The organism is Pseudarthrobacter sp. TE9888 (assembly GCF_056279345.1).
In genome coordinates this window covers 1,526,427-1,551,568 of the sequence record NZ_JBWBRD010000002.1, presented here as the reverse complement: position 1 = coordinate 1,551,568, position 25,142 = coordinate 1,526,427, and the positions used below count along the sequence as shown (strand labels likewise).

The window sequence follows — 25,142 nt, the reverse complement described above, 5'->3', positions numbered from 1 at the left end:
TGCTGAGCGTTCGTTTGCGCAGCCAGACGATGAATGAGTGTCAGAGTTCTCTTCCTTGCCGATACTGCGCCATCATCCAGCCCAGCAGACGGACGGCCTGGAACGAGAGGTGCCCCAGGCCGCCCGACTCCACTTCGGCGAAGCTCAATCGGCGGCGACGGGTGCCGCCTTGGTCGCACGACTTGCCTTTGTTCCGTCAGAGTCAACTCTGAACACCCGAAGCTGCAAGGCCAAGGTTGAGTAGTAGCCCACCAAGGTCAACAGCTCAAAGACCGTGCGCTGACCGAGCAGTTCCTCTGCCGCATACCAGGCGCAATCATTAAGGTCTCCGTCGAGCAGGGCCAGGACTGTCCGGCCGACCAGTGATTCGACGCCGTCGAAGGGCGTTATATCTTCCCGCCGGATAGCGTCCAGCTCATCCTGGCTGAATCCGAGAGCCCGCGCTATCGCCTCGTGCGACTCACGTTCGAAGGTGGAACGTTGACGGGCGGCGACAGTGAGGATGGCGAGCTCGCGCGCCCGGTCGGGCAGTCCGGTTTCGTAGCGCAGCGCGGCGCCAAGCGCTTGAAGTGCCATCCCGACCGACGGTGACAACAGAAAGTCACCGAACGGCCCATTGAGGCGACCCTGCTCATCCGTCAGGGCGAAATGCTGCGGGCCTTGGGCCCGGGTGCCCTGCGTGATGGCTTCGTACAGCTTCTTCTGGTCCGGCTCCATCTGATCCGGCCGCAGGCTATCCGTGCGTCGCAGCATCTTAGGCATTGACTCCGTGGATGGGGCTTTCCACCCGGTCCTCCGTTTCTGCACCCAGGTTCACGCCTGTACGGTCGCGGACCAGGAGGGTGGCGATGATGGACACCACGACCATCAGTTCCAGGTAAACCGTCACGGCGCCGGTGGACCCCGTGGCTTGCACCAGTGCCTGGGCGATGGTGGGAGCGAACGCGCCGCCAACGATGGCCCCCAATGCGTAGGCGATGGAAACACCGGAAAAGCGCACCGTCGCGGGGAAGATTTCGGTGTAGTGCGCTGACAACGGGCCGATGACCAGGCCCAGGCCAACAGTCACCAAGGTCAGTCCGGCGAAAAGCCCTACGGTGGACGCGGTGTTCACCAGCGGGAAAAGGAAAAGCAGCGCTGCGGCGAGCAGGAGCCATCCGAGGAGCATCGTCTTACGGCGTCCGAGCTTGTCGGAGAGCCCTCCGCCAATGAGGGTGAAAATCAGCCAGGAAACGGCGGACGCCGTCACCACCCAGAGGACCTCCCCCGGGTTCAAACCAACAGGGCCCGCAGGATCGGTGGCATACCGCTGGATGTAGCCGCCGGTAGTCATGTAGCCAGCAGCCTGGCTTGCGGAAGGAATCAAGGCTGCCAGCAGGACCAGGCGCCAGTGCTTCCTGAAGAGCTCGACAATCGGCGCACGAGCCTCCTTCTTGCGTTCGGCCAGTTCGCTGAACACCGGGCTCTCGTCCACCCGACGTCGAATGTAGTAACCGATAACGATCAGCGCCACGGAAAGGATGAACGGTACGCGCCAACCCCACTCCAGGAAAGCCTCACCGGGCGCGATCAGGGTCATCGTGGCCAGCATGCCGGACGCCAGCAGCAGCCCAAGGGGGGTTCCGATCTGCGGTGATGCGCCGAAGATTCCACGCCGGTTCGTTGGGGCATGCTCGACGGCCAGGAGTGCGGCGCCTCCCCACTCGCCTCCCGCCGAAATGCCCTGCAGAATCCTCAGCAGGACCAGCAATATTGGAGCCGTCAACCCGATGGAATCGAAGGTGGGCAACAAGCCGATCAGTGCGGTCGAAGCACCCATCAGGACCAGGGTGGCCATCAAGACGACACGGCGACCGTAGCGGTCACCGAAGTGCCCGGCCAGGAAGGCACCGAGCGGCCGGAACAGGAAGCTGATGCCAACCGTCAGGAATGCCAGAAGCGGTGCCGCGGCCGCTCCCGCAGGTTCGAAGTAGACCTTCGTGAAGATCAGGCCCGCGGCGGTGGCGTAAAGGAAGAAGTCGTACCACTCGATCGTGGTACCGGCAACGGTTGCAAAGACCACGCGTCGGCGATCCCGGGAGCTGCTGCCCAGCTCCGGGCTCCGCGTAGACGTCCGTTCTGTCATGTCATGTCCTTTCCCAAGTCACACCTTTGTAGAGGGGAAATTATAAAGTTTCGCACAGCAGAACACGTTCTGCTTGATGGATTACCACACGCTACTTGAGTGTGAGTTGCCGCACAAGCCCCAAATATTCCAAACTCACCGGGGTTGTCTTCGTCAACCAACAACTGCTAGCGTCCTCACAAGATCTGCATAACAGAACATGTTCTACTGAACGGAACACCAATCAAGTGATTCATCCAGAGATGGGGTACCTAATGTCTTGGGGCGCAATTTCCGAAATGGGGCCGGTATCGATCCGGACCTCCAACCTTGAACAGTCCGTCTTCGACGCCACCCAGATCCTTGGCCTGCGCGAGACCAAGCAAACCGACGGCGTCTCCTACCTGGCTGCCGCCGATGTGCACCACGAGCTGACGTACGTCGAGTCCGACGTCGACGGCCTGGAAGCCTTGGGACTCATCGCCGCTAACGGCGATGCGCTCAGGGATGTACGACGGCGGATCGAGGACGAAGGTTTTCTGGTCGTCTCAGAGAAGCCCACCGGAGAGGGCGTAGAGGACGGCTTCACGTTCATCGGTCCGGAGGGCTTTGCCTTCGAAATTTCCCTGGGCCTGCAAAAGGCCGGCATCGCGTCCAAGGGTTTCGGCCCGAACCGGTACGGCCACTTCAACTTCCATCCGCAGGATCACTACGGAATGGTGCAATTCCTGACCAAGGTCCTCGATTTCCGGATTTCCGATGTGATCGGCACCGGAGGTTCGAGGGGCTACTTCCTGCGCTGCAACACCGAACACCACGGCATCGCCGTCCTGCAAGGGCGGGGCACGTTCCACCACCACGCCTGGGAGGTTCAAGGCGTCAGCGACCTCACCAAAGCCGGAGATCGTCTCCACGCCTTGGGACGGGAGCTGCTTTGGGGTCCGGTCCGGCACGGTGCGGGCAACAACATTGCCTGCTACTACAAGGAACACTCGGGAAACGTGGTGGAGCTGTACACCGACATCGAACAAATTTATGACGACAACCGCGAACCAGTGGTGTGGGAAGACGGCGAAGTGTGGTGGAACCAGTGGAACGACTACCTCCCGGAAGGATTCCGCGCCTTGGGGCTGGCCCCAACCCCTTCCAAGTACCGCCAAAACACCCAGCTGGTGGGAGGACGCTAAGCCATGAAGTTCGTTCGATTCAGCAGTGAAGGCGCACTGCCCCGAATTGGCGTCGTCGTGGACGATTCATATCGGGTCATCGAGGGCCACCATGACCTGCTCGACTTGATCCGACAGGGTGAAGAAGCCCTGCGGAAGGCCGGCGAACAAGCAATCCTGGCAGGCGCCGTCGTCGATCCTTCAACGGTCAGCAACCTCTCCCCGATTGCCACTCCGCCCACCTTCCGCGACTTCTATGCCTTCGAACAGCACGTCAAGGCCGGCCGGGAGTCGCGTGGCCTGGAGATGAACCCACTCTGGTACAAAATCCCGGTCTTCTACTTCTCCAACCCCTACAACTTCAGGGGCGAAGGCGAAATCCCCATGACCCCGGGATCCGAACGCTTCGACTTCGAGGTCGAGGTCGCCGCAGTTGTCGGCAAAGCCGGGCAGGACCTCACGGCCGAGGAAGGCGAAGCCGCCATCATTGGTTACAGCATCCTCTGCGACTGGAGCGGCCGCGACGTCCAGCACGAGGAAATGCTCCTCTCGATGGGGCCCGTGAAAGGCAAGGACACAGCCACGTCGCTCGGCCCCTGGCTGGTCACCAAGGACGAGCTGGAGCCGCACCGGACTGCAACGGGTTTTGACCGGGCCATGTCCCTCACAGTCAATGGCGTCGAATATTCCCGGGCCAACTGGGCTGACGTCCACTACTCGTTCGGCGAGATGGTTTCCTACGCGAGCCGCGGCACCGAGGTTCGCCCCGGTGACGTCTTCGGCTCAGGCACCTGCGGCACGGGCTGCATCCTTGAACTGAGCCGCACGCACGGCGAGGGTGAATTTCCGTGGCTGGAGGCCGGTGACGAGGTGCTCATCGAAATCGAGGGCCTTGGTACCCAGCGCACTACGATCGCCAAGACTCCGGAGCCGGCGTCGTTCCGCCGTCAGGGAGTGGAGTAGGAGATGGAAGCAGACACGAACTATGACGTCGCGATCGTAGGCTATGGCCCTGTAGGCCAGACCCTGGCAACGCTGCTGGGACGGCAGGGGTGGTCGGTCCTGGTTCTGGACAAGCAAGCCGGCCTGTACCCTCTGCCGCGGGCGTGCCACCTGGACCACGAGGCCATGCGGATCCTGCAGGCGATGGGCATCTCAGAGAAGATCAACGCAGCGATCGTTCCTGCCCGCGAGTACCTGCTCCTCCGCGCCGACCTGAGTGTCCTGTCCAACCTGCCACGTGGCTGGGAAACTCCAAGCGGCTGGGAATCCTCCTACCACTTCTATCAGCCGGACATCGAGGACATCTTCGACGCGACGGCCAAGTCGACCCCGGGCGTCACAGTGCGCCAGTCGACTAACGTGCAGACAGTATCCGATCTCGGAGACCGCGTTGCGTTGACGGTCGACGGCGGCGCGGAACCTATCTTTGCCCGTTTCGTTGTGGGGGCGGACGGCGCCAACAGCCTTGTCCGGGAGCAGGCGACGATCGCGAGGGACGACTTTGGGTTCGAAGCGACGTGGGTGGTTATCGACGTGGAAATGAAGGAGGGGGCCACGGCCCCTGATGTTCCAGATACCGGCCAGGTCCTCGATCCCGCGCAGCCTTCGCACATGGCCTGGTTGGGGGGTGACCATTACCGCTGGGAGTTCATGATCGTCGATGGAGCCGATCCTGTGGAAGCGGCAAAGCCGGAAAACGTCTGGCCCAAGCTTCGTCGATGGATTAAGGAGGACACAGCAACCCTTCTACGGTCCACCACTTATACGTTCCATTCCCTGGTGGCCTCCACCTTCAACCAGGGCCGCATCTTGTTGGCAGGAGATGCAGCGCACCTGATGCCGCCTTTCATGGGCCAAGGGATGATCAGCGGAATGCGGGATGCAATGACGCTGTCGTGGATGCTCAACAAGGTGCTTAACGGCACCGCTCCGGTCGATTTCATGGACGCCTACACCGATAGCCGCCGGCCGCACGTCACGGAGTACATCGCCGAATCGGTCCGTGTGGGCCAGATGGTCTGCGAGACGGATCCCGCCAAAGCAGCGGAACGGGACCGCAAGCTGGAAGCCCAAACGGAAGCCAACCCGCCGTTCCAGCCGCAGCTGGGAGCCGGGTTCGTGGACGGCGCCTTGGGTGGCCGGCTGGCCGTTCAGCCGCGCATTGCCTGTCACAAAGGCGCCCTTTTGGACAATGTCCTCGGCTCCTCGTTGACGCTGCTGACGGCCCACCCGGACGTGCTGGATGGCTTGTCCGGATCCGCGAAGCGTCATCTGGAATTGCTGGACGTCTCAGTAGCCACCATCAGCGCGCATTCTACTGAAGCCTCCCCCGGGGCCGGCAGCCTTGTGGAACAAGGGAGCCGCTTCACTGACTGGCTGGGTGCCGCTGACGCCGATTGGGTGGTGGTCAGGCCGGACGCGTACGTGTTCGACGCCGGAAAGGGCACCGGGGCTTTGGAGGAATCCATCGACAAACTTCTGGCTTACGTCACCCGGCGTTCGCCCCTGTTGGGCGGAAATGAAGAGTCCGGCGAGCTTGTGGGAGGCACTGTTCATGCGTAATGCCAGCGGGGTCCGCGGTCTGTCTATGCTGGCTACAGACGACCCACACACGAAGAGGCTAAGTCCCATGAACGTCACCCTCCCCGAGGAGTCCTCCACCGATCCGGCATACCGGTATCCGATCGAGTCGGTCGAGAATGCCGCCCGCACCCTCCTCATGCTGCGTTCGAAGTCCAGCATCCGCATCGTCGACGTCGCTAAGGAACTTGGTGCGGCTCGGTCGACGGCGCACCGGATGGTCTCCACGCTGGCCCAGGCCGGATTGCTGGAACGCCACCCGACGGACAAGTCCTTCGTCGCGGGTCCGGCATTGATGCAACTGGCGCAAGCGCTGACAAACAAGGGCGACATCCGGACCGAGATCGAGCCGACCCTCGCCTGGCTGGCCAGACAGACCGGGGAGACTGCCCACTATCTGATACTCAAGGAAGACCAGGCGTTGTTCCTTGCGTGCGTGGAAAGCCCGCACATTATCCGCGCCGTCTCCAGGGTGGGACATCGCCTTCCGGCCCATATAACTTCGGCTGGAAAGTGCCTTCTGGCAAACCTTCCCCCGGAAGAAGTGGATCGCCTGTTTTCCGGGGAACGGAGCTGGACCACCGGAACCGACCTGGCGATCCACGACCGCGATCACTTGCTTGCCGAACTCGCCCAAATCTCCAACCGCGGTTGGGCCCTGAACAATGAAGAAAGCGAACCGGGCGTCATTGGTGTCAGTGCCGTGGTCCGCGACGACCAAGGGGATGTCCTCGGCGCGGTGACGGTCTCGGGGCCGGCGGAGCGTATGCGGCCCCGCATCACAGAAATCGTTGCAGCAGTCCGCACTGCCACGGACGATTTCCGACTTCAGAGGGGCTGACAGGACCCACTTCAGCTCGCGAGTAACCGCGCGGACACCGCGCTAATTCCTGACCAAGACAACGTCGTCACATAAACCGCGCCATAAAGGCGCGCAGGAGGAAACTCATGAATGCCTTGATCACGCCGGCAGCCACCACCGAACGGACCTCGCCCGTCCATAGCGGGGACCTTTACGGCCGGGACGAATACGCACAGGTTACGGAGACCGACCAGGAGCTGTGGGCCTACGTTAAAGGTGCTGAGCTGCCCGTCCTCATGGCCGCGCTTGCCGCAGCACTGAAGGACATGTCACTGCTGGAGCCGGATCTCTCCCCACCTTTGCCGCCCATGGGTGCCACTACACAGCCCTACGGCGGCCTGGACGAGGACCAGATCGCCCGTGGCCGGGACATCGCCTTCGAAGGGCTGCGGCGCCTGCGCGATAACAAAGTTCGGACAGTGGGTGAACTTACCGCGGCTCAGGCGGACCACATCCTGGACTGGTTTACCGGCGGGCGCACCAGCTCTGATCCGAATTGGGCTGGAGAGATGCAGCATGAATTGCTCATTAGCCCCCAGCGGAACGGCTCGCCCAACTGGTCCTTTGACGAGCTTTCCCAGGGACGAACCTTCGAAACACTGATTGTGGGCGCCGGCGTTTCCGGCATCGCTGCAGCGTACAGACTCAAGGAAGCTGGACTCCCCTACACCTGGATTGAATCCTCCCACCGGATGGGAGGAACGTGGTGGAAGAACCACTACCCTGGCGTCCGCCTGGACACCCCGACCTACGGGTACAGCTTTTCCTTCGCCCAGCGCGATGACTGGCCACACCAGTTCGCCAAGGGCGAGGAAGTCCTTGAATACCTGGAAACAGTGGTGGCCCGCGCAGAGCTTGCCGACGAACTCGAACTCCATACGTGGCTGGAGAAAGCCGAGTTCGATGAGGGAACCAGGACCTGGAAAGCCACCACCGGATCCGCGGACGGAACCCGGCAGACCCGCCGGTTCAACGCCATTATCACCTGCGTAGGCCAGCTCGATCATCCCCACATTCCAACTTGGCCCGGGCAGGAGGAATTCACCGGGGCGCAGATGCACTCGCAGGAGTGGGACCACTCCGTGGACCTGCGCGGCAAGAAGGTGGCCGTGATCGGTACCGGTGCCAGCGCCTACCAAATTATCCCGGCAATTGTCGATCAGGTTCAGAGCCTTCACGTCTTCCAGCGCAGCGCGCCATGGATGCTGCCCGCCGAGAGCTATCACGAGCCGATGTCAGGGACCGCTCATTGGTTGCATTCAAAGGTTCCCCATTACGGCAAGTGGTTCCGCCTCTGGGTCACGGCGCTTGGCGTCGAAGGTCGCATCAACGTCGCCACGGTCCAGGAGGGATGGGACAAAGCCCCGTTGAGTGTCAGCCCCAGGAACGAGGACTTCCGCCAAGAGGTCATCCGACGCATGGAGCTCCAGTACGAAGGCCGTCCGGACTTGCTCGAAAAAGCAATCCCCAACTACCCGCCGTCGGCCAAGCGCCTGCTGCGCGACAACGGCGTCTGGGCTGCGGCGCTCATGGCCCCCGCCACCACGGTGGTGTCATCAGGTTTGGAATCGTTCGCCCCCACCGGGCTGGTTACCGGCGCCGGAGAACACATCGATGTGGACGTGGTGATCTACGCGACCGGGTTCCGTCCCTCCGACTACCTTGACCCCATCGAGATCGTTGGGCGTGGCGGCCTGGAAATCCACGACTACTGGCAGGGAGATGCTAAGGGGTTCGCCGGAATTACTGTGCCCAATTTTCCGAACCTGTTCATGATGCTGGGACCCAACACCACCGGCGTGGCCGCGGGGGGTCTGCACATCATGATGGAGCGCGCCGCCGAGTATGCGGTTGAGGCGATCCACCAGCTCCTCCTGCGGGACAAGGCTGCGCTCGACCTGAAGCAGGAAGCACTCGACCGTCATATCGAGTGGGTGGACGCCGAGAACCGCCGCATGACGTGGGGCCAGCCCTACGTCACCAACTGGTACAAGAACCGTTTCAACAGGGTCTCCCAGGTGTGGCCTTTCAAGACCACCGAATACTGGCGGATCACCGAGAAGGTTGAGGCGGACGACTACGAGTTCCTTCCGTAAGGCCGGGAAGGTGTTGGGCAGGGAGGGAACCCCTAGCCCAACACCCGTACTTCCGCCTCGCTGGCTGGCGCCCACCGGACCCCGTCAGCATCAATGACCAGCGAGCGCGGGGCCGCGACGTCATAGCGGCTGCTTTCGGCCACTCCGCAGTACAGGAACCGGCAAATCAGTTCCCGCATCGAGGCAGTCACCCGGGAAGTTTCCGCCTCCGTGGCGTTGATCATCATTGGGGAATCACTCCAGCGGTCTGTTCCGTCGAAGATGAATGCGAGCGGGAAGCAATGGGCTGAGTAAGCACCATCAAGCTTGCTTTGGTGATCGAACCGGACCACCTGCGCAGGTACGGGTGAGTGTGCGGCGATCTCCAGGGCGGGGAGGCGGAACTGGGCCAACGTGGCGGCTCGGACCATCCTCAGGTAAGCATCAGGCTCGTCACCCTTGGCGTCCAGCAGTTCCGCCGCCAGGGCCGGGTCTTTGAAGGTTCGTTCAAGGAACTCGTTCACGCCCGCATCTGAGAACCGTTCCCTCGGCTGGTTGCGCAGGAACGCCGCGGACTCTTCAGCAGTGGTGATCATCAGCAGGGCCCCGGTGTGGATTCTCTGCACCGAATCGGCATACCTGACCAAGTCGGCCGGAGCCTCCGCTGACTCGGCGGGCATGTACGGGAACGGCCGAAGACCTGTCCTCGCAGCCTCCTGGGCATCCAGAAGGGCCGGAGTAGGAGCAGCGGACAGGTCCGAGCCCAATGCCTCAAGAACAGCTGCGCGATGGTTCAGCCAGACGTCCACGGGCAGGGGCGCCAAGCGGGGCATGCTGAGCAACAGGGTTTGCGCCGCCATACCGCGAACAGACGGGTCCGTGCTCAGCGCGTAGGCGTACCAGGCCCCGGCGGAATCCCCGGCCAGGGTAACCTTGGCCGGGTCTCCCCCGAAAGGGCTGATGTTCTCCCGCACCCAAGCCAGTGCGGCTTTAAGATCACGCAACGGTTTGGTGGATTCCGTGGGGTCTCCGGACGGACTGAAGTGCCCGGCCACCCCCAGCCGGTAGTTCACGGTGACCAGAACAAAGCCGCCGGTCCGTATCAGGTCCGGGGAGTCGTACCAGCGGCTCTCCCCGGAACCTGTGGTGAAACCGCCACCCGGAATGAAGAACAGCACAGGCAATCCGTGGGCACCGGCAGGCGCCTGGACCCGCAGGGTAAAAGCGTCTTCCCGCTGTTCAAGTTCGCTCAGCGCAGTACCAAGCAAGCCGTCCAGCATGCCCGGCCGCTGCGGAAAGGCGGCTGGGCCGGTTTGTGCTTCGCCGGCAACCCCACCGGCAACCTCACCGCTTCGCGAATCCGCAGGAGCCGTGCCGTAGCGAAGTCCGGGCGCGTCCATTACTCCTCCACAGAGACTTGCCCGGACCTTCCCGGCGGGGGTGTCAATCAGCAGAAGCGTCACGCAAGGAACTCGTGATCGTCAGCCTTGACTGTCTCGGTTGCCTCCCAGTACTCGACGTTGGTGTAAGGCCACACCTGCGAAACACGGCCGTGCGAGTTCTGGTACCAGCTGCGTACGTAGGGCTGCCCCCACGCCATCCGGCGATTTCCGGCGTCGACCCATTCCACAAAGCGGCCCAGCGCCGCCGGTTTGACGTCGATCGCGGAGGCACCGCGCCGCAGGACCTCGTGGACGGCCTTGAGGGAAAATTCGACGGCGCGCTCAATCATGAAGTGCAGGCTTCCGGCCACTACACCACCAACGTTGGGTCCATAGATCAGGAAGAAGTTGGGGAATCCAGGGACAGTGACGCCGTTGTAGGCCCGGGCATCGCCCTTCCAGAAATCGTGGATCTCCACACCATCACGGCCGACGACCTCCACTTCATCCAGGTAGTCCGAGGGTTTGAATCCGGTGGCGAAGACGACGATGTCCACCTCGTGTTCAACGCCATCGTTGTCGATGATCCCGTTTTCCGAGAACCTTTCGATCCTGGAGGTGACCACGGTGGTGCCCTCGGACTTGAGGGCTGCGGCCCACACCCCGTTGTCACGCAGCATTCTCTTTGCACCGGGCGGGTAGTTGGGAATGGCGTTCTGGAGCAATTCAGGACGGTCCGCGAACTGCTCCTTCATGCGCTCGACCAGCATCTCCCGCACTTCCTGGTTCTTGGCCGAGACACTCAAGGGAGCGCCCTGCCAGCCGTCCTCCGCCGTGACGGTGTGCAGGCGGCCCGGAATACCTTGAAGCGTCACCCACAGCCGGTACCACTGCGCGTAGTGCGGCACCTTGCGCCGCAACCAGTCAAAGGTGCCACTGACGCCGTCGTGATAACTGGGAGCCGGCAGCATCCACGGCGCGCTGCGCTGGAAGAGCACCAGCCCGGCCACCTCGTCAGCCAGCGCCGGCACAATCTGGTAGGCGCTGGCACCCGTGCCGATGACCGCCACACGCTTGCCGCGGTAATCTACATCGTGCGACCACTCCTGGGAGTGCATGGTCACCCCGCGGTAGAGCTCAGCGCCGGGGAAGTCCGGGATGTTGGGCCGGTCCAGTTGGCCCAGGGCACTTACGACGGCGGCAAAGGTGCGGAACCGCTCCTGCCCGCCGCCGTGGCGGGTGGTCGCCTGCCAGGTGCGGGATTCCTCGTCCCACGACAGGCGGACAAGCCGGGTGGAGAACTCGATGGACTCCACCAGCCCTGCGCGCTCAGCCACGTCCCGGACGTAGTCCAGGACGTCTCCGCCTTCGGCGAACTGGTGTGGCCAGTCACCACGCTGGGCGAAGGAATACGAATAGCCGAACGTGGGGGTATCGAGGCGGACACCGGGGTAGGTGTTCTTGGCCCAGGTCCCGCCCAGGGTGGGCGCGTCTTCCACCACGGTGAACGGCACACCTGCCTGCGAATAGCGGAAGGCGGCAGCGATTCCGGCGATTCCGGCACCGATGATCAACACGGGGAAGTCGCGTCCGTCAGCTACCTCATCGAAAGTCCACTGCGGAGCTCCGCCCTTGTCCGGAGCGAGGTCGAGTTCGTGCTTCAGCGACGCGAACCAGTTCTCGCGGCCACCTGTGAGATACCCGAGGAGGTCCGTTACGGCGTCGTTCTCCAGCAAATCAACACTGGTGATCTCCTTGTCCCGCAGCTGCCGCAAACCGTCCAAAGCAAGTGCCTTGGCGCGTTCCTGCTGCTCCGGTGACATGCCTCCGTGCGGATGAGGCTGGGTGTCCACCAGAGTCAAGGGGGGCTCCAGGTCGCTTTCAAGGAAAGAAGAGTCTCCGAGCGCCGCCGCGAGGGCGGCGAGCAGGACAGGAAGTTCCGCCTGGGCGACGATCTTTTCCAGTTGGACGTCGTCCTCGACGATCGGCTCTGAGCTTGCTTCCCAGTAAAGGTCATCAAACCGCATCGTCTCAGACCTTATTTCCTGCATGCTGGGCATTTTTCCTCCTTGATTCGTCAGGACCGCGACAGCGGATCGACGTATGAACGCAGTTTGTTGATCACGGCCGTCTCACTTTGGTCAGTGAATACGGCAGCGACGTAGCGGTCCGGCCGCACCAACACGGTGTGGGGTGTGGCCAGCCCGGGACGCGCAAGAACCCGTGCCGCATCTACTAGGACCTGCTCGTCACCATTCCGGCGCGCGGCGTCGGAATTACCATTGAGCGTGATCCGGCGAGCGCCCAGCAAGGACCAGAACTGCTTGCCCGCTGTCGTTCCGGTGCTGCCTGCGCCAAGCGTGATGAGTGCCCATCCACTCCCCAGGTGGGAGTCCAGGGGAGCCACGGAACCGTACTCGTCAGTCAGGGTCGGTTGGCTTAGGGCAAGGCCCACCCAGGCCGCGAGTCGACGATCAACGTCGCGATCGGCCTTGATGGCAACACCGTTGCGGTAGTCCGGCGGGGTGATGAACCGCATCGACCCCAGGTACCGATGCGCAGCGGGAATCAGGCTGACCGCACGGAAGGCAATATCCCGAAGATTGGTCCTGAAGGCTCCTACGGCCATCACCACAGCGCCCGTCCGGCGCGAGACCTTGACCATCTTGGCCGCGTGGGTGCGGCGTTCCGACTCGTAGGTGGACAGAAGGCGGTCGGTCCCCACACCGCGAAGCACCTCCAGCAGCTTCCAGCTCAGGTTCAGGGCATCCCGCAGGCCTGCGTTCAGTCCTTGTCCGGAGAAGGGAGGCATCAGGTGCGCCGCATCCCCAATCAGGAAGGCGCGGCCCGAACGGTAAGTGCGGGCAAGCCGTTGATGGGCTACATAGACCACAGCGCGCCTGACGTCTTCGGTGCGGAGCTCCGGGTGGAAGGGCCGGGACAACTCCAGGATCTTGTCCGGGGCCGTCATCTCGTCCGGATCTTCGTGATCGAAAAGCATGAATTCGAGCCGCAGGCGGCCCTTGATTCCGGGAACCAGGACGTAGGGACGTGTCCCGTTGCCATGGAACTCGGCGAAGGGTTCGCGTGCTCCAGGGACGTTGAGCAAGTCCACAACAATCCATCGTTCCTGCTGGGTGGAACCCACCAGGTCGATGCCCAGGCTCTCGCGGACAAAGCTGCGACCGCCATCTGCCCCGACCAGCCACGAGGCTGTCACGGTGCCCGCGCCGGCGTCGGAATCAAATCCGACTGTTACCCCGCCCGCTTTCTGGCTGATGGAATTTACCTGGGCACCGGCCAAAAACTCAATACTCTGGTGTTCGCAGGCCTTGTTCCACAGCAGTTCTTCCAGCACGGGCTGGTCGAACTGCGACTTCGCAGGATGCCCGATGCGGGAGGGAACAGGCGTGGACGACGCAAGTGGCCGGTCATTCAGCCCGAAGTAGCGGCTGCCGGTTCCCAGCAGCGATTCCGCTTTCAACGCTTCCGCGAGGCCCAGCCGGTCCATCGTCCGGAAGGTCTCGTCAGCGATGCTGATGGCCCGCGGCAGGTCCATCGGCGCCTTGGCGGTTTCCAGCAGCACAACGTGCGCACCGCCGTCGGCCAGCAACAGCGCCGCCGTCAGCCCAACGGGCCCGGCCCCCACAACCGCAACATCGAAGTCATCCATAGTGTTTCCTCCACGCATCCTCAAGCAACGAGGACGTTGCGAAGGGTGCCCAGTTTGCCGACCTCAACCTCGACGACGTCACCCGGGACCAGGAATGTGGGCGGCTCCATGAAGAGACCCACACCACCGGGCGTACCGGTGACAATGACGTCGCCCGGAGCCAGCGGAGTGAACGCGGTGACGTACTCGATGATGGCGGGGATGTCGAAGATGAGGTCTGCGACGGCGGCGCGCTGCCGGACCTCGCCGTTGACGCGGGTTTCCACCACGAGCTCGGTGACGTCACCGACTTCCTCGGCGGACATGAAGTACGGGCCGAAGGCACCGCTGAGCGGGAAATTCTTGCCCGGGGTCCACTGACCCGTGTGGCGCTGCCAGTCGCGGGCGCTGAAGTCATTGAATGCGGCATAGCCGGCAATGTAGTTCCAGGCGTCTTCAGGCTTGACGTGATCCGCGTGGGCTCCGATCACCAGCGCGACTTCGCCTTCGTAGTCGTACATGGAGCTTTCGGCGGGAATCGGCAGGTCCGCGCCGTGGGCGGCCAGGGTATCGGAGAAGCGTGCGAAGACGGTGGGCTTGCCTACCTCGTCCCGTCCGGTTTCTTCACGGTGGCTGCGGTAGTTAACACCAATGCAGATGACCTTGCCCGGGGTGGACAGAACGGGAAGGAAGGAGGTTCCTTCAACGGGCTGAACCGGCGCCTTGTCCCATTTCAGGGCAGCTGACAGCAGATCTTCCTCGATGGCCGACTGCAGCGAAGAGCTGAGCTTGGCTCCGCTGGGACCGAGGTCCAGCAGTTCTCCGTTGGTCTCCAGTCCCCACGTGGGCTGGCCTTCCTGGTTCAAGTAACTCGCGTAGCGCATGTGAATCCTTTCTAGGGCCGGCGTCATTGCCTCCGGCTTGCCGGTGTTTGAACTATACGGAGAATGCATTCTTGAGTCAATAATGTAGTTTTAGTGTGTTAGTGCGTAAGTGTACGCTTGTCCCATGGCACGACAAGCGAATGCAGAAACCATCAGTGAAGTAGTGCGGGGCAAGTTGCGGGCCGACATCTTTGCTGGCCAGTGGGCCCCGGGCACCAACCTCCAGGTTGGTGAGCTCACCAAGCGGTACGGCGCCAGTTCCACGGTCGTCCGTGAAGCACTTGTGCGTTTGGCTGGTGAAAAGTTGCTGCAATTCCGTCCCAACAGAGGCTTCTTCGTGTCCGAATACACCTTGGAAGAACTGCGCGGTCTGGGTGAACTTCGTTGCCGGGTGGAGGAGTACGGGCTGACCTTGGCCATTGAACAGGGCGACGTTGCCTGGGAGTCCGATCTTCTTGCCGTCCACCACCGCCTGGAGCGGACCCCGCGCCGCACCAGCGAGGACCCGAACCACATCTCGGTGGAATGGTTCCTGGCCCACCAGGCGTTCCACGCAAAGTTGCTGGAAGCCTGTCCTGTCCCCTTGCTTCAGGATTTCGCAGCCACCCTGGGCGAGGCTACCGCTCTTTACCGCCTCTGGACCGCGCCGGATAAACGCGCTCAATCCCGGGACATCGAGGCCGAGCACCGCGCGATTCTCGAGGCGACCATAGCCCGCGATGCTCCGACGGCCACCAAGCTTCTGCGGGAGCACTACATGCGCACGATCGACGTGATCGAAGAAGCCGAGTTTCATGCCGCCTCCGACGCCGGGCTGCCCAAGGAGTAAAGGCAACCCGGCCGTTCTTAGTTCAATGCGATGGGGAAGGCTCCGTGCTTCCGGAAATCCTCGCCGTTGTAGACGCCCCAACGGTTGAACCAGGTCCGGTCATCCTGGTCCCACTCGATCGGGGGACGCTCCAGTTCGTGGATTTGCTCGAGATCGGTGTACAGTTCGACCACGGTGCCATTGGGTTCGACATAATAGGCGGCGATGTTGTGGCCCGCGCCGTGGCGGACCGGGCCCCAGATCAACCGACGGCCCTTGGCGAACAGCCGGTCGCCGAGGCGGCCAAGGTCGGCAATGGACTGCGTCTGCCACGCGTGGTGGTGCAGGGAACCGCGGCCTTTGATCAAGGCAATGCCGTGGTGGTCCGGGTTGCAGCGCAGGAAGTACGCGAAATCCTGGCCAATGACATCGGAAACCTTGAACCGGAAAAACTCGACCAGGAAGTCCTTCATGGCGGTGGGATTCTGAGGATGGATGTTGATGTGGCCATAACGGTCCGGGCCAAACGATGACGGACCGTGCCGGTGGTCCTTCATGCCCACATAGACGTGGTAGACGTATCCTTCCGGGCCGAGGACGGCGAAGCCCTCACCGATCTCCCGCTCCAAAGGGCTGCGCGTAAGGATCGGGAACCCTGCCGTTTCCAGCCGCTTGCGAATGATTTCGAGCCCCTCCGGGCTGTCTGCCACAAGGCCGACGTGGTCGATTCCGTCCTCCTCGCCCTTCACGTAGACCAGCTCGTGGTGACGGTCCGCAGCGGACAGGTAGGCACGCTTATCATCGTTCAGCGTCATACGCAGGCCGAGGACGTCGGTGGCCAGTTCAAGGGACTCGTCGTAGTCCCGGGTTCTCATAGCGAGATAGCCCATTTCGGTGATCACACCAAGTGACATAGCTAAAAATGCCTTTCTTTCAGGTGCCGGCTCCTAAACGGAGCGCGACGCGCCACCATCCACGCGGATGTTCTGGCCTGTGATGTAGCTTGATTCCTCGCTTGCGAGGAACCGGATGACGCGGGCCACTTCACTGGAGCTGGCAGCCCTGCGCAGCGGTATCCGGGTGGTCCATTCAGCCGGCACGGTACCGGGGTCCTCCTTCGTGAATCCAGGGAGGACATTGTTCATTCGGATTCCGGACGGCCCGTACTCGTCGGAATACAGCTTGGTAAAAGACCCCAAGGCGGCGCGGAATGTGCCGGATACTGGGTAGTTCGGATTGGGTTCAAAAGGGGAGCTGGTGGAAACGTTCACGATCGATCCCCCGCCCCCGGCCAGCAGGTGGGGGGTGACGATTCGAGCCATGCGGATGACGTTCATGAGGTACATCTCGTAGCCCTCGAGCCATTCGTCGTCGCTGATCTCAAGCACCGGCTTCCTGGCCGCGTGGCCGGCACTGTTGATTACGACGTCGATCCGCCCGTAAGTCTCCAGCGCCAAGTCGGTAATTGACTGCAGATCCCCAACGGAACGGTTCGAACCGACCGCGCCCACGCCGCCGAGGCAGCGCGCCAACTCCAGGGCACTCCCGGAGGGCGAAAGGGCTGCAATCTTGTACCCGTCATCAGCCAACGCCCTGGCAGCCGCGCCGGCGATCCCGCGACCGCCGCCGACCACCAGCGCAACTTTGCCTGATGACTTCACCCCTTGTCCTCCGCCGCCCCGAGCTCGGCGTAGTGCTGGACGAGCTTGTCCATGGCGAGCGCAGACAGCTCGGCCGCCTCAGCAAAGTCGATCTCATCTCCTGCGGAGGCCGAGATGTAGAAGCCGTCCGTCAAGGCGCGGCCCAGCATGACGACTTTCCGGGCGAGGTCCGGCTTGACGCGCAAGGCCGCCTCCGGGAGGCCCGGAGTGACAGCCTCAACCATGAGTTCATACATCTGCTCGCGCACTTCCAAGTACTTCTGGCGGGCTGCGTTGCCCGCCAGCCGCTTCTCCAGGGCAAACAGCAACCCGATGATCCAGAACGCTTCCTGTGCGTGCTCAGGATCAGTTGAATTTGCGGCGGACCCGGCGATACTCGTACGGAGGATCACCCTGTTCTCCGGCCCACGGTGGCGTGTCTGCCAGTTTTCGAAGCAGTAATCGATCAGTGCGGCAAAGAGGCCCTCTTTGTTTTCGAAGTGCCAGTAGACCGAACCGATTGGCAGGCCGGCAACCCGTGCCACCTCGGCCATGGTGGTGCCTTCATAGCCCACTTTCACGGCAAGCTGGAGCACCGCCTCAAGGATTGCGCGTTCATTTTCCGGCGTGGACTGGTGGACCCGGCGACGCTTGCCGCTCTCGGTCTTGCCGTTGCTGCTGACATCCGCGCCTGCCCGGGGGCTCATGCGTACAACCCGTCGTGCGCGGTCATCCGTTCGCCGCCGGGATTGGTCTTGGCGAACTGAACCTCCTCGTACACCTGGTGGCGAAGTTCGCCGAAGCGGTGCAGGGACCGCGTGTCGGCCTGGCTGCGGGCATCGGGAAGGTCGATGTGGATGTCAGCCTGGACAATAGTGGGCGAGCTGGACAACACCAGGACGCGTTCAGCCAGGTAGACGGATTCGTCAATGTCGTGGGTCACGAAGAGGATGGTCATGTCCAACCGCTTCCAGACTTCACGGACCAGGTCCTCCAGCTCTCCACGGGTTTGCGCGTCGACGGCCGCGAAGGGCTCGTCCATGAGCAGGACGCTGGGGTTGGAGGCTACGGCACGGGCGATCGCCACGCGCTGCTGCATGCCGCCGGAGAGCTGCCACGGGTAGCTCTTGGCAGCGTGGGACAGGGTGACGGCCTCAAGCGCATCCTTGACCCGGGCCTTACGCTCATCCTTGGGCACGCCGGAGGTCTTGAGCGGCAGCTCGACGTTGTCCTCGACACTCAACCAAGGGAAGAGGCTGCGGCTGTATTCCTGGAAGACCACGGCCATGCCCTCGGCGGGCCCGGAGACGCGCTTGCCGTCCAGGACCACTTCACCGGATGTTGGATCCAGGAGCCCGGCAATGCATTTGAGCAGCGTCGTCTTTCCGGAACCGGAGGGCCCTACCAGGCAGGCGAACTCGCCGGCGTGGAGATCGAAGGTCAGGGACCGTACGGCCTCCACCTCGTTCCGTGTGCCTGCGCTATATACCTTGCGCACCTGCTGGACACTGAGCCGGATATCCGACTTGCTAGCCGTCATTGGAGGCCTCCTTCAGACCGTAGTACCATCCCAGAACCCGCTTCTGGATTGCCTGGAATACCACCGAAAGCAGCACCCCTATGATCCCCAGGAGAAATATTCCGCTCCACATTTCGGGGATCGCGATGCGGTTCTGGAAGTTAATAATGGAGTAGCCAATACCGTCGGTCGACGCGAACATTTCCGAGACGACCAAGAGGATAAGCCCCACCGCAAGGCTATGCCGGATGCCGGCCATGATGAGCGGCGAAGCGCCGGGAAGCACCAGGTAGCGTATGCGGTCGAAGCCGCGGAGCCGGTAGACGAGTGCCGTGTTCTTCAGCACTTCGTCGAGGGACCGCACGCCTTCGATCGTATTGAGCAGGACAGGCCAGAGGCAGCCCAGTACTATCACAGTGATCTTCATCGTGTCATTGATGCCGATGAGCAGGAGCAGCACCGGGATGAGGATGGTTGAAGGCACTGCCCGGATGAATTCCAGCAGGGGTTCCAGGAACCAGCGGAGGTTGCGCGAGAGACCGATGGCGATCCCCAGCGCCACCCCGAGTATCAGGGAGACGGCAAGGCTGATGAGCAGCCGACCCATGCTGGGCACGACGTCGGTGAAGAACTTCTCGCTGAACCACACGTTGATGAACGTCGTGGCCAGTTTGTCCGGCTTGGGAACGAAGAAGTTGGCTCCCTGGGCTGTGAACGCCCACCAGATGGCAATGAGGATTGCCGGCAGGCCGAACCACATGCCGAGGCGTTTGAGGACGATCATGCCGCCACCTCCGAACGGACCGAGCTGTGCCAGAAAAGCACCTTGCGCTCGATGAAGCGGAAAATAAGGTTCACCAGGATGCCCAGGAGCCCGGATGTCAGGATCAGTGCGATCATCGCCGCCGGGTTGTCGTTCAACTGGGCCTGTGCCACTGCCCGGCCTATTCCGGGCGTACCGACGATGAGTTCGGAACTGATCGCAAGGATCAGGGCAACCGTGGCAGCAAGGCGGATGCCGGTCATCAGGTACGGCAGGAGCGTGGGCAATACCAGGTGCCGAACCCGCTGAAGCCACGTCATCCGCAGCGTGCGAACGGTGTCGTCGGCCACCTTGTCAATGTCCGTGATGCCGTACATGGCCTGGATCAGGACAATCCAAAAACAACCGTAAACCACAATCAGGAGTTCGGCGCCGATCCGCGGTCCAAAGAACAGTGCGGCCAAGGGAATCAGGCCTACAGCAGGAATGGGACGCAGGAACTCGACCGTGGTGTGCGTTGCAGCGCGCAGGAAGCGGCTCGAACCGATGAGCAAGCCCACTGCGAGGCCGCCCAGCGTGGCGATGGTCAGCCCAAGGAACCAGGCCCACATCGTCTGGCCCACGGTGAGCCAGAACTGGGTGAAGGTGAAGTTTTTAAGGAGGGTAGGAATGACCACCGATGGTGGTGGCAGGTGGTGCTGGCTGACTGGGCCAAAGGCGGAGAAGAGTTCCCAGGCGATGAGTGCCGCCAGGATGCCGGCGACGCCCAGGACGTAGGGTCCCACAGCAATCCACCGGTCAGCACGACGCACTCTGTGTTCCCGCGCAGGCGGGGCACTCACAGCCACGCTCCTCAGCGTTGGACTTTGCGTTTCCACGGTTTTGTTCTGCTCTCATTTGTGCGATCAGTGGCTGGCGGGGGCCGCAGGGGGGAGCGGCCCCCGCCAGCGGCTTTATGGTTTCCAGATCACCTTGGCCACATCGGGCGTGGTGTTGACGATGCCGTACTTGACGAGCAGATCCGCAAACAACTGGATTGTCTCCTGTGAGACATCCGGGTTGTAGAGCGAGAGTTGGGCCTTCTTCGCAGCCGCGGGATCGGTGCCCAGGGCCGCCGGCATGGCGTCGCGGATCAGATCATTGTTTTGGGTCAGGAAAGGCAGCGCTTCCTTCATGGCTTCCGTGAACCGCTTGACCTTGTCCGGATCGCTTTGCACCAGTTTGCCGCTGGAGATGGAGACCAGTTCGTTGGCGCCAAGGCCGGTGTCGTGGATGAAGTCGCTGACGACACGGCCACCTTTGGACACTACCTGCTGGATGAAGGGAGAGCCTGCCATACCGGCGTCGATCTGGCCGGCTTCGATCTGGGCTGCAACTTCCGGGAAGGACAACTGGACGAAGGTCACCTTCTTCGGGTCGCCGCCGTCCTTGGCAATTGCTTCACGGATGCCGATCTCGCCGATGCCGCCCAGTGCGTTGACGGAAACCTTTTTACCTTCAAGGTCCCGGGCAGATTTGATGGTGGATGAGGCACCCACTACCACGGCGGTGGAGTCTTCAACGATTTTGGGGTCATTCTGGGTGACACCTTCAACGATGCGGACATCGAGCCCCTGGGTGGTGGCCGTCAACGCCGTCACGGGGCTTGCCAGCATGAAGTCCAGGTCACCGGTTGCCAGCGCCGGCAGCTGTGCCGCACTGCTTCCTGCGCCCACTACCAGCTGCAAATCGATTCCATGCTTTTCGAAGAAGCCTTTATCCTTGGCAACCTGGAAGGCTGCCACGGTGTTGGACGGGAAGATCCCGTAGGTGACCTTGGTGAGCGCTCCGGAGCTGCTGTCCGCAGCAGCGGGGGCGCTGCCGTCGACAGATCCGGATGCGCAGCCACTGAGCGCCAGCGCCAAGGCTACGGCGCCGACGGCCGCTGCGCGGGTTTTGTTGATATTCATGGATTCGCTCTCCCTTGAGTGATTGCTGCGCGGGCCTTTGCCTGCCGTCTTCAGCGACGAGTTGCAGCAACAGTATTTTGCTAATTAAGCCTTTGTCAACGGATTATGCATTCTTAATTATATTATGCGTTCTGAGGTGCAAATGTGACGTCAGCCACGCTGAAGACCTTGTCCAGAACACCGCTGAGCTCCTGCGCGAGACACTCCGCAGCCACCACGTGGTCCGGACGCACAACGATCGCCGAGAAGGGCCTCTCGTCGAACCAGGACTTCAGGACGCCGCTTTCGTCACCAACAACGCGAACGCCGGGTGCAGCAGCAGCTTTGGCCCACGGCAACTGCGTGGCCGGCACTGCATGGACCAGAACGCCGCCAAGCCGTCCGAGCTTCTCTGCCGCGACCTCACTCACAAACGCCATGGGATCGTTGTTCCAGACCACCACACGCCAGCCTTGACCGGTGGCATCGTCCAGCAGGACCGACTTACCGTCCTCGCTGCGGACCGTGGGCTGAGGGAAAAGTGTTCCCACCGTCCGCGGAGCGTCTTCCCGGTCCGGCAAGGACTTCCACGCCGGGAGCTTCGACGGAACCACAACGCCGTGATCGTACTTCGGCATCGGCTTATAGCCCTGGCTGTTCAGGCGTGCGCGGGCCCTGGGGAGCCGGTCCACCACGGCGGCAGCCATATCGCGGACAGCCGTGCGGAGCCTGTTGTGGTCTGTGACCAGGTTCGCCATGTTCAGCGACAACGCCACCATGGCTTTCACGTGCTCCCGGCGCTCGTCTTCGTAGGAATCAAGCAACCGGTCACTTGCTTTTCCTTGGACGACGGCCGCGAGTTTCCAGCCCAGGTTCAAGGCATCCCGGATTCCGGAGTTCCACCCTTGACCAGCCACCACAGGCATTACGTGGGCAGCGTCGCCGGCCAGAAGGAAGCGACCTACGCGGAACTTCTCTGCGACCCGGGCATGATGGGCATAGACCCGACGGCGGATGATATCCAGGCCCGCGGGATCGGGCACGTGGGGGGCAAGCAGGGCGAAGACGAACTCATCATCCTCGGCCAACTCTTCCGATTCCCCTTCAAACAGCGTGAACTCCCAGCGCCGAATGCCGTGGGGCAGGCTAAGGGTTGCGTAGCCGCGGCTTGGGTCTCCACCGAATACCGCGTGCGGTGTGCCGATGGGATCGTTCGCGACGTCGATCACGAGTCCGCGCGTCGATCGGGTCTCGCCTTCGAACTTGAGCCCCAGGTGCTGACGGGTCAGCGAGCGCCCGCCGTCGCAACCCACGACGTAGCTGCCCGTAATCCGCTCCTCACCAGTGGGCGTGCTGACCGTGGCGATGACGCCGTCGGAATCCGATGCGAAAGCCTCCACCCGGCAACCGAAGCGCACCTCCACATGGGGGTACCGCGCCAGGCCCTCGAGTAGAGCCTTATCAACCAGGGGCTGGATAAAGCCGTTACGTCGGGGCCAACCGAACTCACGGGTTGTGGGGTTGATCTCTGCGAGGATCTTGCGGTCGCCGTTGATGATGCGGATCTTCTGGTCGGGGACCGTGTGCGGAAGCACCTTGTCCACCAGTCCAATGGTCTGCATCGTCCGGAGAGCTTCGTCGTCGATGCCCACGGCGCGGGGGTAGTCGATGAGCTCGTCGCGGCCTTCGAAGACCACCGTGCTCACGCCAAACTGGCCAAGGAGGTTGGCCAAGGTCAATCCGACCGGACCGGCTCCGATGATAATGACGTCCCTGCGGTCGCTCATTTTGTGCCCCTCAGGGTCTTGATGGATTCTTGGGCCGCACGGCTAAGGAATACAAGGTCAATGCCGAGGCCCACATAGTCGACGAGGTCCCGGTCAAGAAGGTGGGCGGCGTAGGTACCGGAGCCCGAATAGATGCCCAGGGTCACACCGTGTTCCCTCGTCAAAGCTGCCAAGTCGACGATGGCTTCCCGGACAGGTCCGTCTTCCCAGTCTCCCCTGCCGGGAAGACCGAAGGATACGGCCAGGTCCGCCGGTCCGATGTAGATGGAGTCCAGGCCGGGAGTCGTGACAATCTCTTCCGCGTTCTTCAGGCCCGCCACTGTTTCAATCTGGGCGATGGCAGACACTGCAAGGTTGCCCGCTTCGGTGTAGGACTCTCCCTTATAAAGGGCAGGCCTGCTCGGACCGAGGCTACGGTTGCCCACGCCGGGGTACTTGGTGGCCTCCACCAGCATTCGCGCTTGCTCGCCCGACTCGATGGTGGGAGCGATGATTCCGCGTGCGCCGCTGTCGAGGAGGCGAAGGATCGGAGCCGGATCAAGGCTTCCCACCCGCGCATAGGTATAGGCGGAGCCCCGGGGTGCGGCCCGCAGCATGGTGCAGGCCGCTTCGAGTCCCACTTCGCCGTGCTGCAGGTCGACCACCACGCCGTCGTAACCGGCAGCCAGCGCCCACTCCGTCACGGACAGGGATGGAATGGCCTGGTGCAAGAGTGCCGGTGGCCGTCCGCCGCGGCTATCCCACTTCATTTCGCGGCACTTTCGGTCAGGCGCTTGGCGTGCGCGGCAGCGTTCATGCCGCCGAAGATGGGGTTGATCTCGCGGCGCGCGATCTTCCACTCGCCATCCACGTCGCGGTAGACCTCCCGGAATTCACCTACGCTGGCAGGCATGAGCGGGTTCTCCGAGGAGTCCCGGAACGTCAGGTACTGCGTCCAGCCGTGGAGTTCCTCGCCGACCCATTCCAAACGGATGCCGCCGATGAGGTGGCGGCCCACCACTCCCGTGACCTTGGCACGTCGTTCGCCCCAGGCCTTGATGGCGTCCCGGCCATCCATGTCTCCGAGGGGGCCGGTGGAAACTGCGTCTTCGGTGTAGAGCTCCCACGTCGTGTCAGCCTTGCCGTGGTCGAGTCGCCACAGAAGTTCCGCGACGAGCGCCTCGATGGCCACCCGGGTTTCAACGGTTATCTTACGCATCAACAGCCTCCACCAGGTGCGCGGTGACGTCTCCGAACCCGTGCGAGTACTTCGCGGTGTACGTAACGTTGGGATCCCAGTCCACAATCAGCCCGATGGATCCGGAGAGCAGGATTTCTCCGGCGCGGAGGGGCTTGCCGATCCTCAGGGAGGTCTCTGCCAACCACTGGATTGCATTTATGGGATCACCCATGACGTTGCCGCCGACGCCGCGCGTCAATTCTTCGTCGCCGCGGTAGAGGACCATCTCCACCTGTTTGAGGTCGATTTCACCGTAAGGGATGCGGACCGGACCCGTGACGATACCTTCGCAGGCGGCGTTGTCGGCGATCGTATCCACGATGCCCATTTTGTAGCTGTGGTAGCGGTTATCCACCAGTTCCATGGCCGGGGTGACGTAATCGATAGCGGCTTCCACAGATGCCAAATCCGAATCCAGGATGTCGGACTTGAGGACGAAGGCAAGCTCGGCCTCGATCTTGGGGTGGAAGTACGCTGACGACGGCCGCTCAACGGGCGACTCGAAAACCATGTTGTCGAGGATGATCCCGTAATCCGGTTCGTCCACTCCGGCGCGCTCCTGAACGACGGGGTTGGTCAGGCCCACTTTCCGGCCTACCCGACGGCGGCCTTCCGCGGCTTCGCGCTGCTGGGTGACGAGTTCGGAGATGCGGTAGGCAGCATCCTTGTCCTTGTCCGGGAGCCGGTGGCGCACAAACTCGATGGGGGTGCGCGTGGTCCGCGCGTTGTAGAGATCTTCAGCGATCTCCGTAATGATGTCCGGCACCGGT

The 25,142-nt window shown here is 62.5% G+C and carries 23 protein-coding genes; 6 read left to right on the top strand and 17 right to left on the bottom strand.

The features are described from left to right. Positions 1 to 144: 144 nt before the first annotated feature. Entirely contained in the window at positions 145 to 762 is a 618-nt protein-coding gene (locus ACZ9J7_RS07810) for a carboxymuconolactone decarboxylase family protein (RefSeq protein WP_476208382.1), read from the bottom strand. Next, positions 755 to 2,125 carry an MFS transporter gene (locus tag ACZ9J7_RS07805; protein WP_476208381.1) on the bottom strand — a complete coding sequence of 457 codons (1,371 nt, stop codon included), beginning with the start codon at positions 2,123 to 2,125 and terminating at the stop codon, positions 755 to 757. The genes ACZ9J7_RS07810 and ACZ9J7_RS07805 overlap by 8 nt, the downstream gene beginning before the upstream one ends. 254 nt (positions 2,126 to 2,379) lie before the next feature. On the opposite strand from ACZ9J7_RS07805, the gene ACZ9J7_RS07800 reads away from it, so the two are divergent. The 5 genes from ACZ9J7_RS07800 (at position 2,380) to ACZ9J7_RS07780 (ending at position 8,811) form a co-directional block, all read left to right on the top strand. Next, positions 2,380 to 3,291: a VOC family protein gene (locus tag ACZ9J7_RS07800; RefSeq protein WP_476208379.1), complete on the top strand. Its 912-nt coding sequence runs from the start codon at positions 2,380 to 2,382 to the stop codon at positions 3,289 to 3,291. Positions 3,292 to 3,294: 3 nt separating this feature from the next. Continuing rightward, a complete protein-coding gene (locus ACZ9J7_RS07795) occupies positions 3,295 to 4,233 on the top strand; it encodes a fumarylacetoacetate hydrolase family protein (RefSeq protein ID WP_476208377.1) in 939 nt (312 codons plus the stop codon). A 3-nt stretch (positions 4,234 to 4,236) separates the two neighbouring features. Then, positions 4,237 to 5,835, top strand: coding sequence for a bifunctional 3-(3-hydroxy-phenyl)propionate/3-hydroxycinnamic acid hydroxylase (locus tag ACZ9J7_RS07790; RefSeq protein ID WP_476208376.1), 1,599 nt, complete (start codon positions 4,237 to 4,239; stop codon positions 5,833 to 5,835). 67 nt (positions 5,836 to 5,902) lie between these two features. After that, the gene (locus ACZ9J7_RS07785; protein WP_476208375.1) at positions 5,903 to 6,694 is read left to right on the top strand and encodes an IclR family transcriptional regulator; all 792 of its coding nucleotides are present in this window, start codon (positions 5,903 to 5,905) and stop codon (positions 6,692 to 6,694) included. 107 nt (positions 6,695 to 6,801) lie between these two features. Beyond that, positions 6,802 to 8,811, top strand: coding sequence for a flavin-containing monooxygenase (locus ACZ9J7_RS07780; protein WP_476208374.1), 2,010 nt, complete (start codon positions 6,802 to 6,804; stop codon positions 8,809 to 8,811). Between the two features lie 32 nt (positions 8,812 to 8,843). Here the strand turns inward: ACZ9J7_RS07780 and ACZ9J7_RS07775 are convergent, their stop codons facing one another. Genes ACZ9J7_RS07775 through ACZ9J7_RS07760 form a run of 4 tightly spaced genes read right to left on the bottom strand, consistent with a single transcriptional unit; the run spans position 8,844 to position 14,708 of the window. After that, positions 8,844 to 10,190 (bottom strand): carboxylesterase family protein, encoded by a 1,347-nt coding sequence (locus ACZ9J7_RS07775; RefSeq protein WP_476208373.1) that lies wholly within the window; start codon positions 10,188 to 10,190, stop codon positions 8,844 to 8,846. A gap of 59 nt (positions 10,191 to 10,249) precedes the next feature. After that, a complete protein-coding gene (locus ACZ9J7_RS07770) occupies positions 10,250 to 12,232 on the bottom strand; it encodes a flavin-containing monooxygenase (protein ID WP_476208371.1) in 1,983 nt (660 codons plus the stop codon). A gap of 17 nt (positions 12,233 to 12,249) precedes the next feature. Further along, complete coding sequence (locus ACZ9J7_RS07765) at positions 12,250 to 13,845, bottom strand: FAD-dependent monooxygenase (RefSeq protein WP_476208369.1); 1,596 nt, start codon at positions 13,843 to 13,845, stop codon at positions 12,250 to 12,252. A 20-nt stretch (positions 13,846 to 13,865) separates the two neighbouring features. Next, a complete protein-coding gene (locus tag ACZ9J7_RS07760; protein ID WP_476208367.1) occupies positions 13,866 to 14,708 on the bottom strand; it encodes a fumarylacetoacetate hydrolase family protein in 843 nt (280 codons plus the stop codon). Positions 14,709 to 14,832: 124 nt separating this feature from the next. On the opposite strand from ACZ9J7_RS07760, the gene ACZ9J7_RS07755 reads away from it, so the two are divergent. Continuing rightward, positions 14,833 to 15,537: a GntR family transcriptional regulator gene (locus tag ACZ9J7_RS07755; RefSeq protein ID WP_476208365.1), complete on the top strand. Its 705-nt coding sequence runs from the start codon at positions 14,833 to 14,835 to the stop codon at positions 15,535 to 15,537. Positions 15,538 to 15,554: 17 nt separating this feature from the next. On the opposite strand, the gene ACZ9J7_RS07750 is transcribed toward ACZ9J7_RS07755, so the two are convergent. From ACZ9J7_RS07750 to ACZ9J7_RS07700, 11 genes are all read right to left on the bottom strand, one after another. Next, entirely contained in the window at positions 15,555 to 16,430 is an 876-nt protein-coding gene (locus tag ACZ9J7_RS07750; RefSeq protein WP_476208364.1) for a VOC family protein, read from the bottom strand. 33 nt (positions 16,431 to 16,463) lie between these two features. Beyond that, the gene (locus ACZ9J7_RS07745) at positions 16,464 to 17,177 is read right to left on the bottom strand and encodes an SDR family oxidoreductase (RefSeq protein ID WP_476208363.1); all 714 of its coding nucleotides are present in this window, start codon (positions 17,175 to 17,177) and stop codon (positions 16,464 to 16,466) included. Beyond that, positions 17,174 to 17,863, bottom strand: coding sequence for a TetR/AcrR family transcriptional regulator (locus tag ACZ9J7_RS07740; RefSeq protein WP_324643703.1), 690 nt, complete (start codon positions 17,861 to 17,863; stop codon positions 17,174 to 17,176). Before ACZ9J7_RS07740 ends, ACZ9J7_RS07745 begins: the two co-directional genes overlap by 4 nt. After that, positions 17,860 to 18,696, bottom strand: coding sequence for an ABC transporter ATP-binding protein (locus ACZ9J7_RS07735; RefSeq protein ID WP_476208361.1), 837 nt, complete (start codon positions 18,694 to 18,696; stop codon positions 17,860 to 17,862). The genes ACZ9J7_RS07740 and ACZ9J7_RS07735 overlap by 4 nt, the downstream gene beginning before the upstream one ends. Then, entirely contained in the window at positions 18,686 to 19,459 is a 774-nt protein-coding gene (locus ACZ9J7_RS07730) for an ABC transporter permease (protein WP_476208359.1), read from the bottom strand. The genes ACZ9J7_RS07735 and ACZ9J7_RS07730 overlap by 11 nt, the downstream gene beginning before the upstream one ends. Further along, positions 19,456 to 20,223, bottom strand: coding sequence for an ABC transporter permease (locus tag ACZ9J7_RS07725; protein ID WP_275181162.1), 768 nt, complete (start codon positions 20,221 to 20,223; stop codon positions 19,456 to 19,458). The genes ACZ9J7_RS07730 and ACZ9J7_RS07725 overlap by 4 nt, the downstream gene beginning before the upstream one ends. 168 nt (positions 20,224 to 20,391) lie before the next feature. Continuing rightward, entirely contained in the window at positions 20,392 to 21,387 is a 996-nt protein-coding gene (locus ACZ9J7_RS07720) for an ABC transporter substrate-binding protein (protein WP_476208357.1), read from the bottom strand. 122 nt (positions 21,388 to 21,509) lie between these two features. Then, entirely contained in the window at positions 21,510 to 23,153 is a 1,644-nt protein-coding gene (locus ACZ9J7_RS07715) for a bifunctional 3-(3-hydroxy-phenyl)propionate/3-hydroxycinnamic acid hydroxylase (RefSeq protein ID WP_476208356.1), read from the bottom strand. Next, complete coding sequence (locus ACZ9J7_RS07710; RefSeq protein ID WP_476208355.1) at positions 23,150 to 23,902, bottom strand: HpcH/HpaI aldolase family protein; 753 nt, start codon at positions 23,900 to 23,902, stop codon at positions 23,150 to 23,152. Before ACZ9J7_RS07710 ends, ACZ9J7_RS07715 begins: the two co-directional genes overlap by 4 nt. Further along, a complete protein-coding gene (locus ACZ9J7_RS07705) occupies positions 23,899 to 24,351 on the bottom strand; it encodes a nuclear transport factor 2 family protein (RefSeq protein WP_476208353.1) in 453 nt (150 codons plus the stop codon). The genes ACZ9J7_RS07710 and ACZ9J7_RS07705 overlap by 4 nt, the downstream gene beginning before the upstream one ends. Next, positions 24,344 to 25,138 (bottom strand): 2-keto-4-pentenoate hydratase, encoded by a 795-nt coding sequence (locus tag ACZ9J7_RS07700; protein WP_476208351.1) that lies wholly within the window; start codon positions 25,136 to 25,138, stop codon positions 24,344 to 24,346. Before ACZ9J7_RS07700 ends, ACZ9J7_RS07705 begins: the two co-directional genes overlap by 8 nt. Positions 25,139 to 25,142: the final 4 nt, after the last annotated feature.

Excerpts from the sequence above, each read along its gene's own strand:
- ACZ9J7_RS07810 (WP_476208382.1), bottom strand. The coding sequence starts at position 762 with ATGCCTAAGATGCTGCGACGCACGGATAGCCTGCGGCCGGATCAGATG.
- ACZ9J7_RS07805 (WP_476208381.1), bottom strand. The coding sequence starts at position 2,125 with ATGACAGAACGGACGTCTACGCGGAGCCCGGAGCTGGGCAGCAGCTCC.
- ACZ9J7_RS07800 (WP_476208379.1), top strand. The coding sequence starts at position 2,380 with ATGTCTTGGGGCGCAATTTCCGAAATGGGGCCGGTATCGATCCGGACC.
- ACZ9J7_RS07795 (WP_476208377.1), top strand. The coding sequence starts at position 3,295 with ATGAAGTTCGTTCGATTCAGCAGTGAAGGCGCACTGCCCCGAATTGGC.
- ACZ9J7_RS07790 (WP_476208376.1), top strand. The coding sequence starts at position 4,237 with ATGGAAGCAGACACGAACTATGACGTCGCGATCGTAGGCTATGGCCCT.
- ACZ9J7_RS07785 (WP_476208375.1), top strand. The coding sequence starts at position 5,903 with ATGAACGTCACCCTCCCCGAGGAGTCCTCCACCGATCCGGCATACCGG.
- ACZ9J7_RS07780 (WP_476208374.1), top strand. The coding sequence starts at position 6,802 with ATGAATGCCTTGATCACGCCGGCAGCCACCACCGAACGGACCTCGCCC.
- ACZ9J7_RS07775 (WP_476208373.1), bottom strand. The coding sequence starts at position 10,190 with ATGGACGCGCCCGGACTTCGCTACGGCACGGCTCCTGCGGATTCGCGA.
- ACZ9J7_RS07770 (WP_476208371.1), bottom strand. The coding sequence starts at position 12,232 with ATGCCCAGCATGCAGGAAATAAGGTCTGAGACGATGCGGTTTGATGAC.
- ACZ9J7_RS07765 (WP_476208369.1), bottom strand. The coding sequence starts at position 13,845 with ATGGATGACTTCGATGTTGCGGTTGTGGGGGCCGGGCCCGTTGGGCTG.
- ACZ9J7_RS07760 (WP_476208367.1), bottom strand. The coding sequence starts at position 14,708 with ATGCGCTACGCGAGTTACTTGAACCAGGAAGGCCAGCCCACGTGGGGA.
- ACZ9J7_RS07755 (WP_476208365.1), top strand. The coding sequence starts at position 14,833 with ATGGCACGACAAGCGAATGCAGAAACCATCAGTGAAGTAGTGCGGGGC.
- ACZ9J7_RS07750 (WP_476208364.1), bottom strand. The coding sequence starts at position 16,430 with ATGTCACTTGGTGTGATCACCGAAATGGGCTATCTCGCTATGAGAACC.
- ACZ9J7_RS07740 (WP_324643703.1), bottom strand. The coding sequence starts at position 17,863 with ATGAGCCCCCGGGCAGGCGCGGATGTCAGCAGCAACGGCAAGACCGAG.
- ACZ9J7_RS07735 (WP_476208361.1), bottom strand. The coding sequence starts at position 18,696 with ATGACGGCTAGCAAGTCGGATATCCGGCTCAGTGTCCAGCAGGTGCGC.
- ACZ9J7_RS07730 (WP_476208359.1), bottom strand. The coding sequence starts at position 19,459 with ATGATCGTCCTCAAACGCCTCGGCATGTGGTTCGGCCTGCCGGCAATC.
- ACZ9J7_RS07720 (WP_476208357.1), bottom strand. The coding sequence starts at position 21,387 with ATGAATATCAACAAAACCCGCGCAGCGGCCGTCGGCGCCGTAGCCTTG.
- ACZ9J7_RS07715 (WP_476208356.1), bottom strand. The coding sequence starts at position 23,153 with ATGAGCGACCGCAGGGACGTCATTATCATCGGAGCCGGTCCGGTCGGA.
- ACZ9J7_RS07710 (WP_476208355.1), bottom strand. The coding sequence starts at position 23,902 with ATGAAGTGGGATAGCCGCGGCGGACGGCCACCGGCACTCTTGCACCAG.
- ACZ9J7_RS07705 (WP_476208353.1), bottom strand. The coding sequence starts at position 24,351 with ATGCGTAAGATAACCGTTGAAACCCGGGTGGCCATCGAGGCGCTCGTC.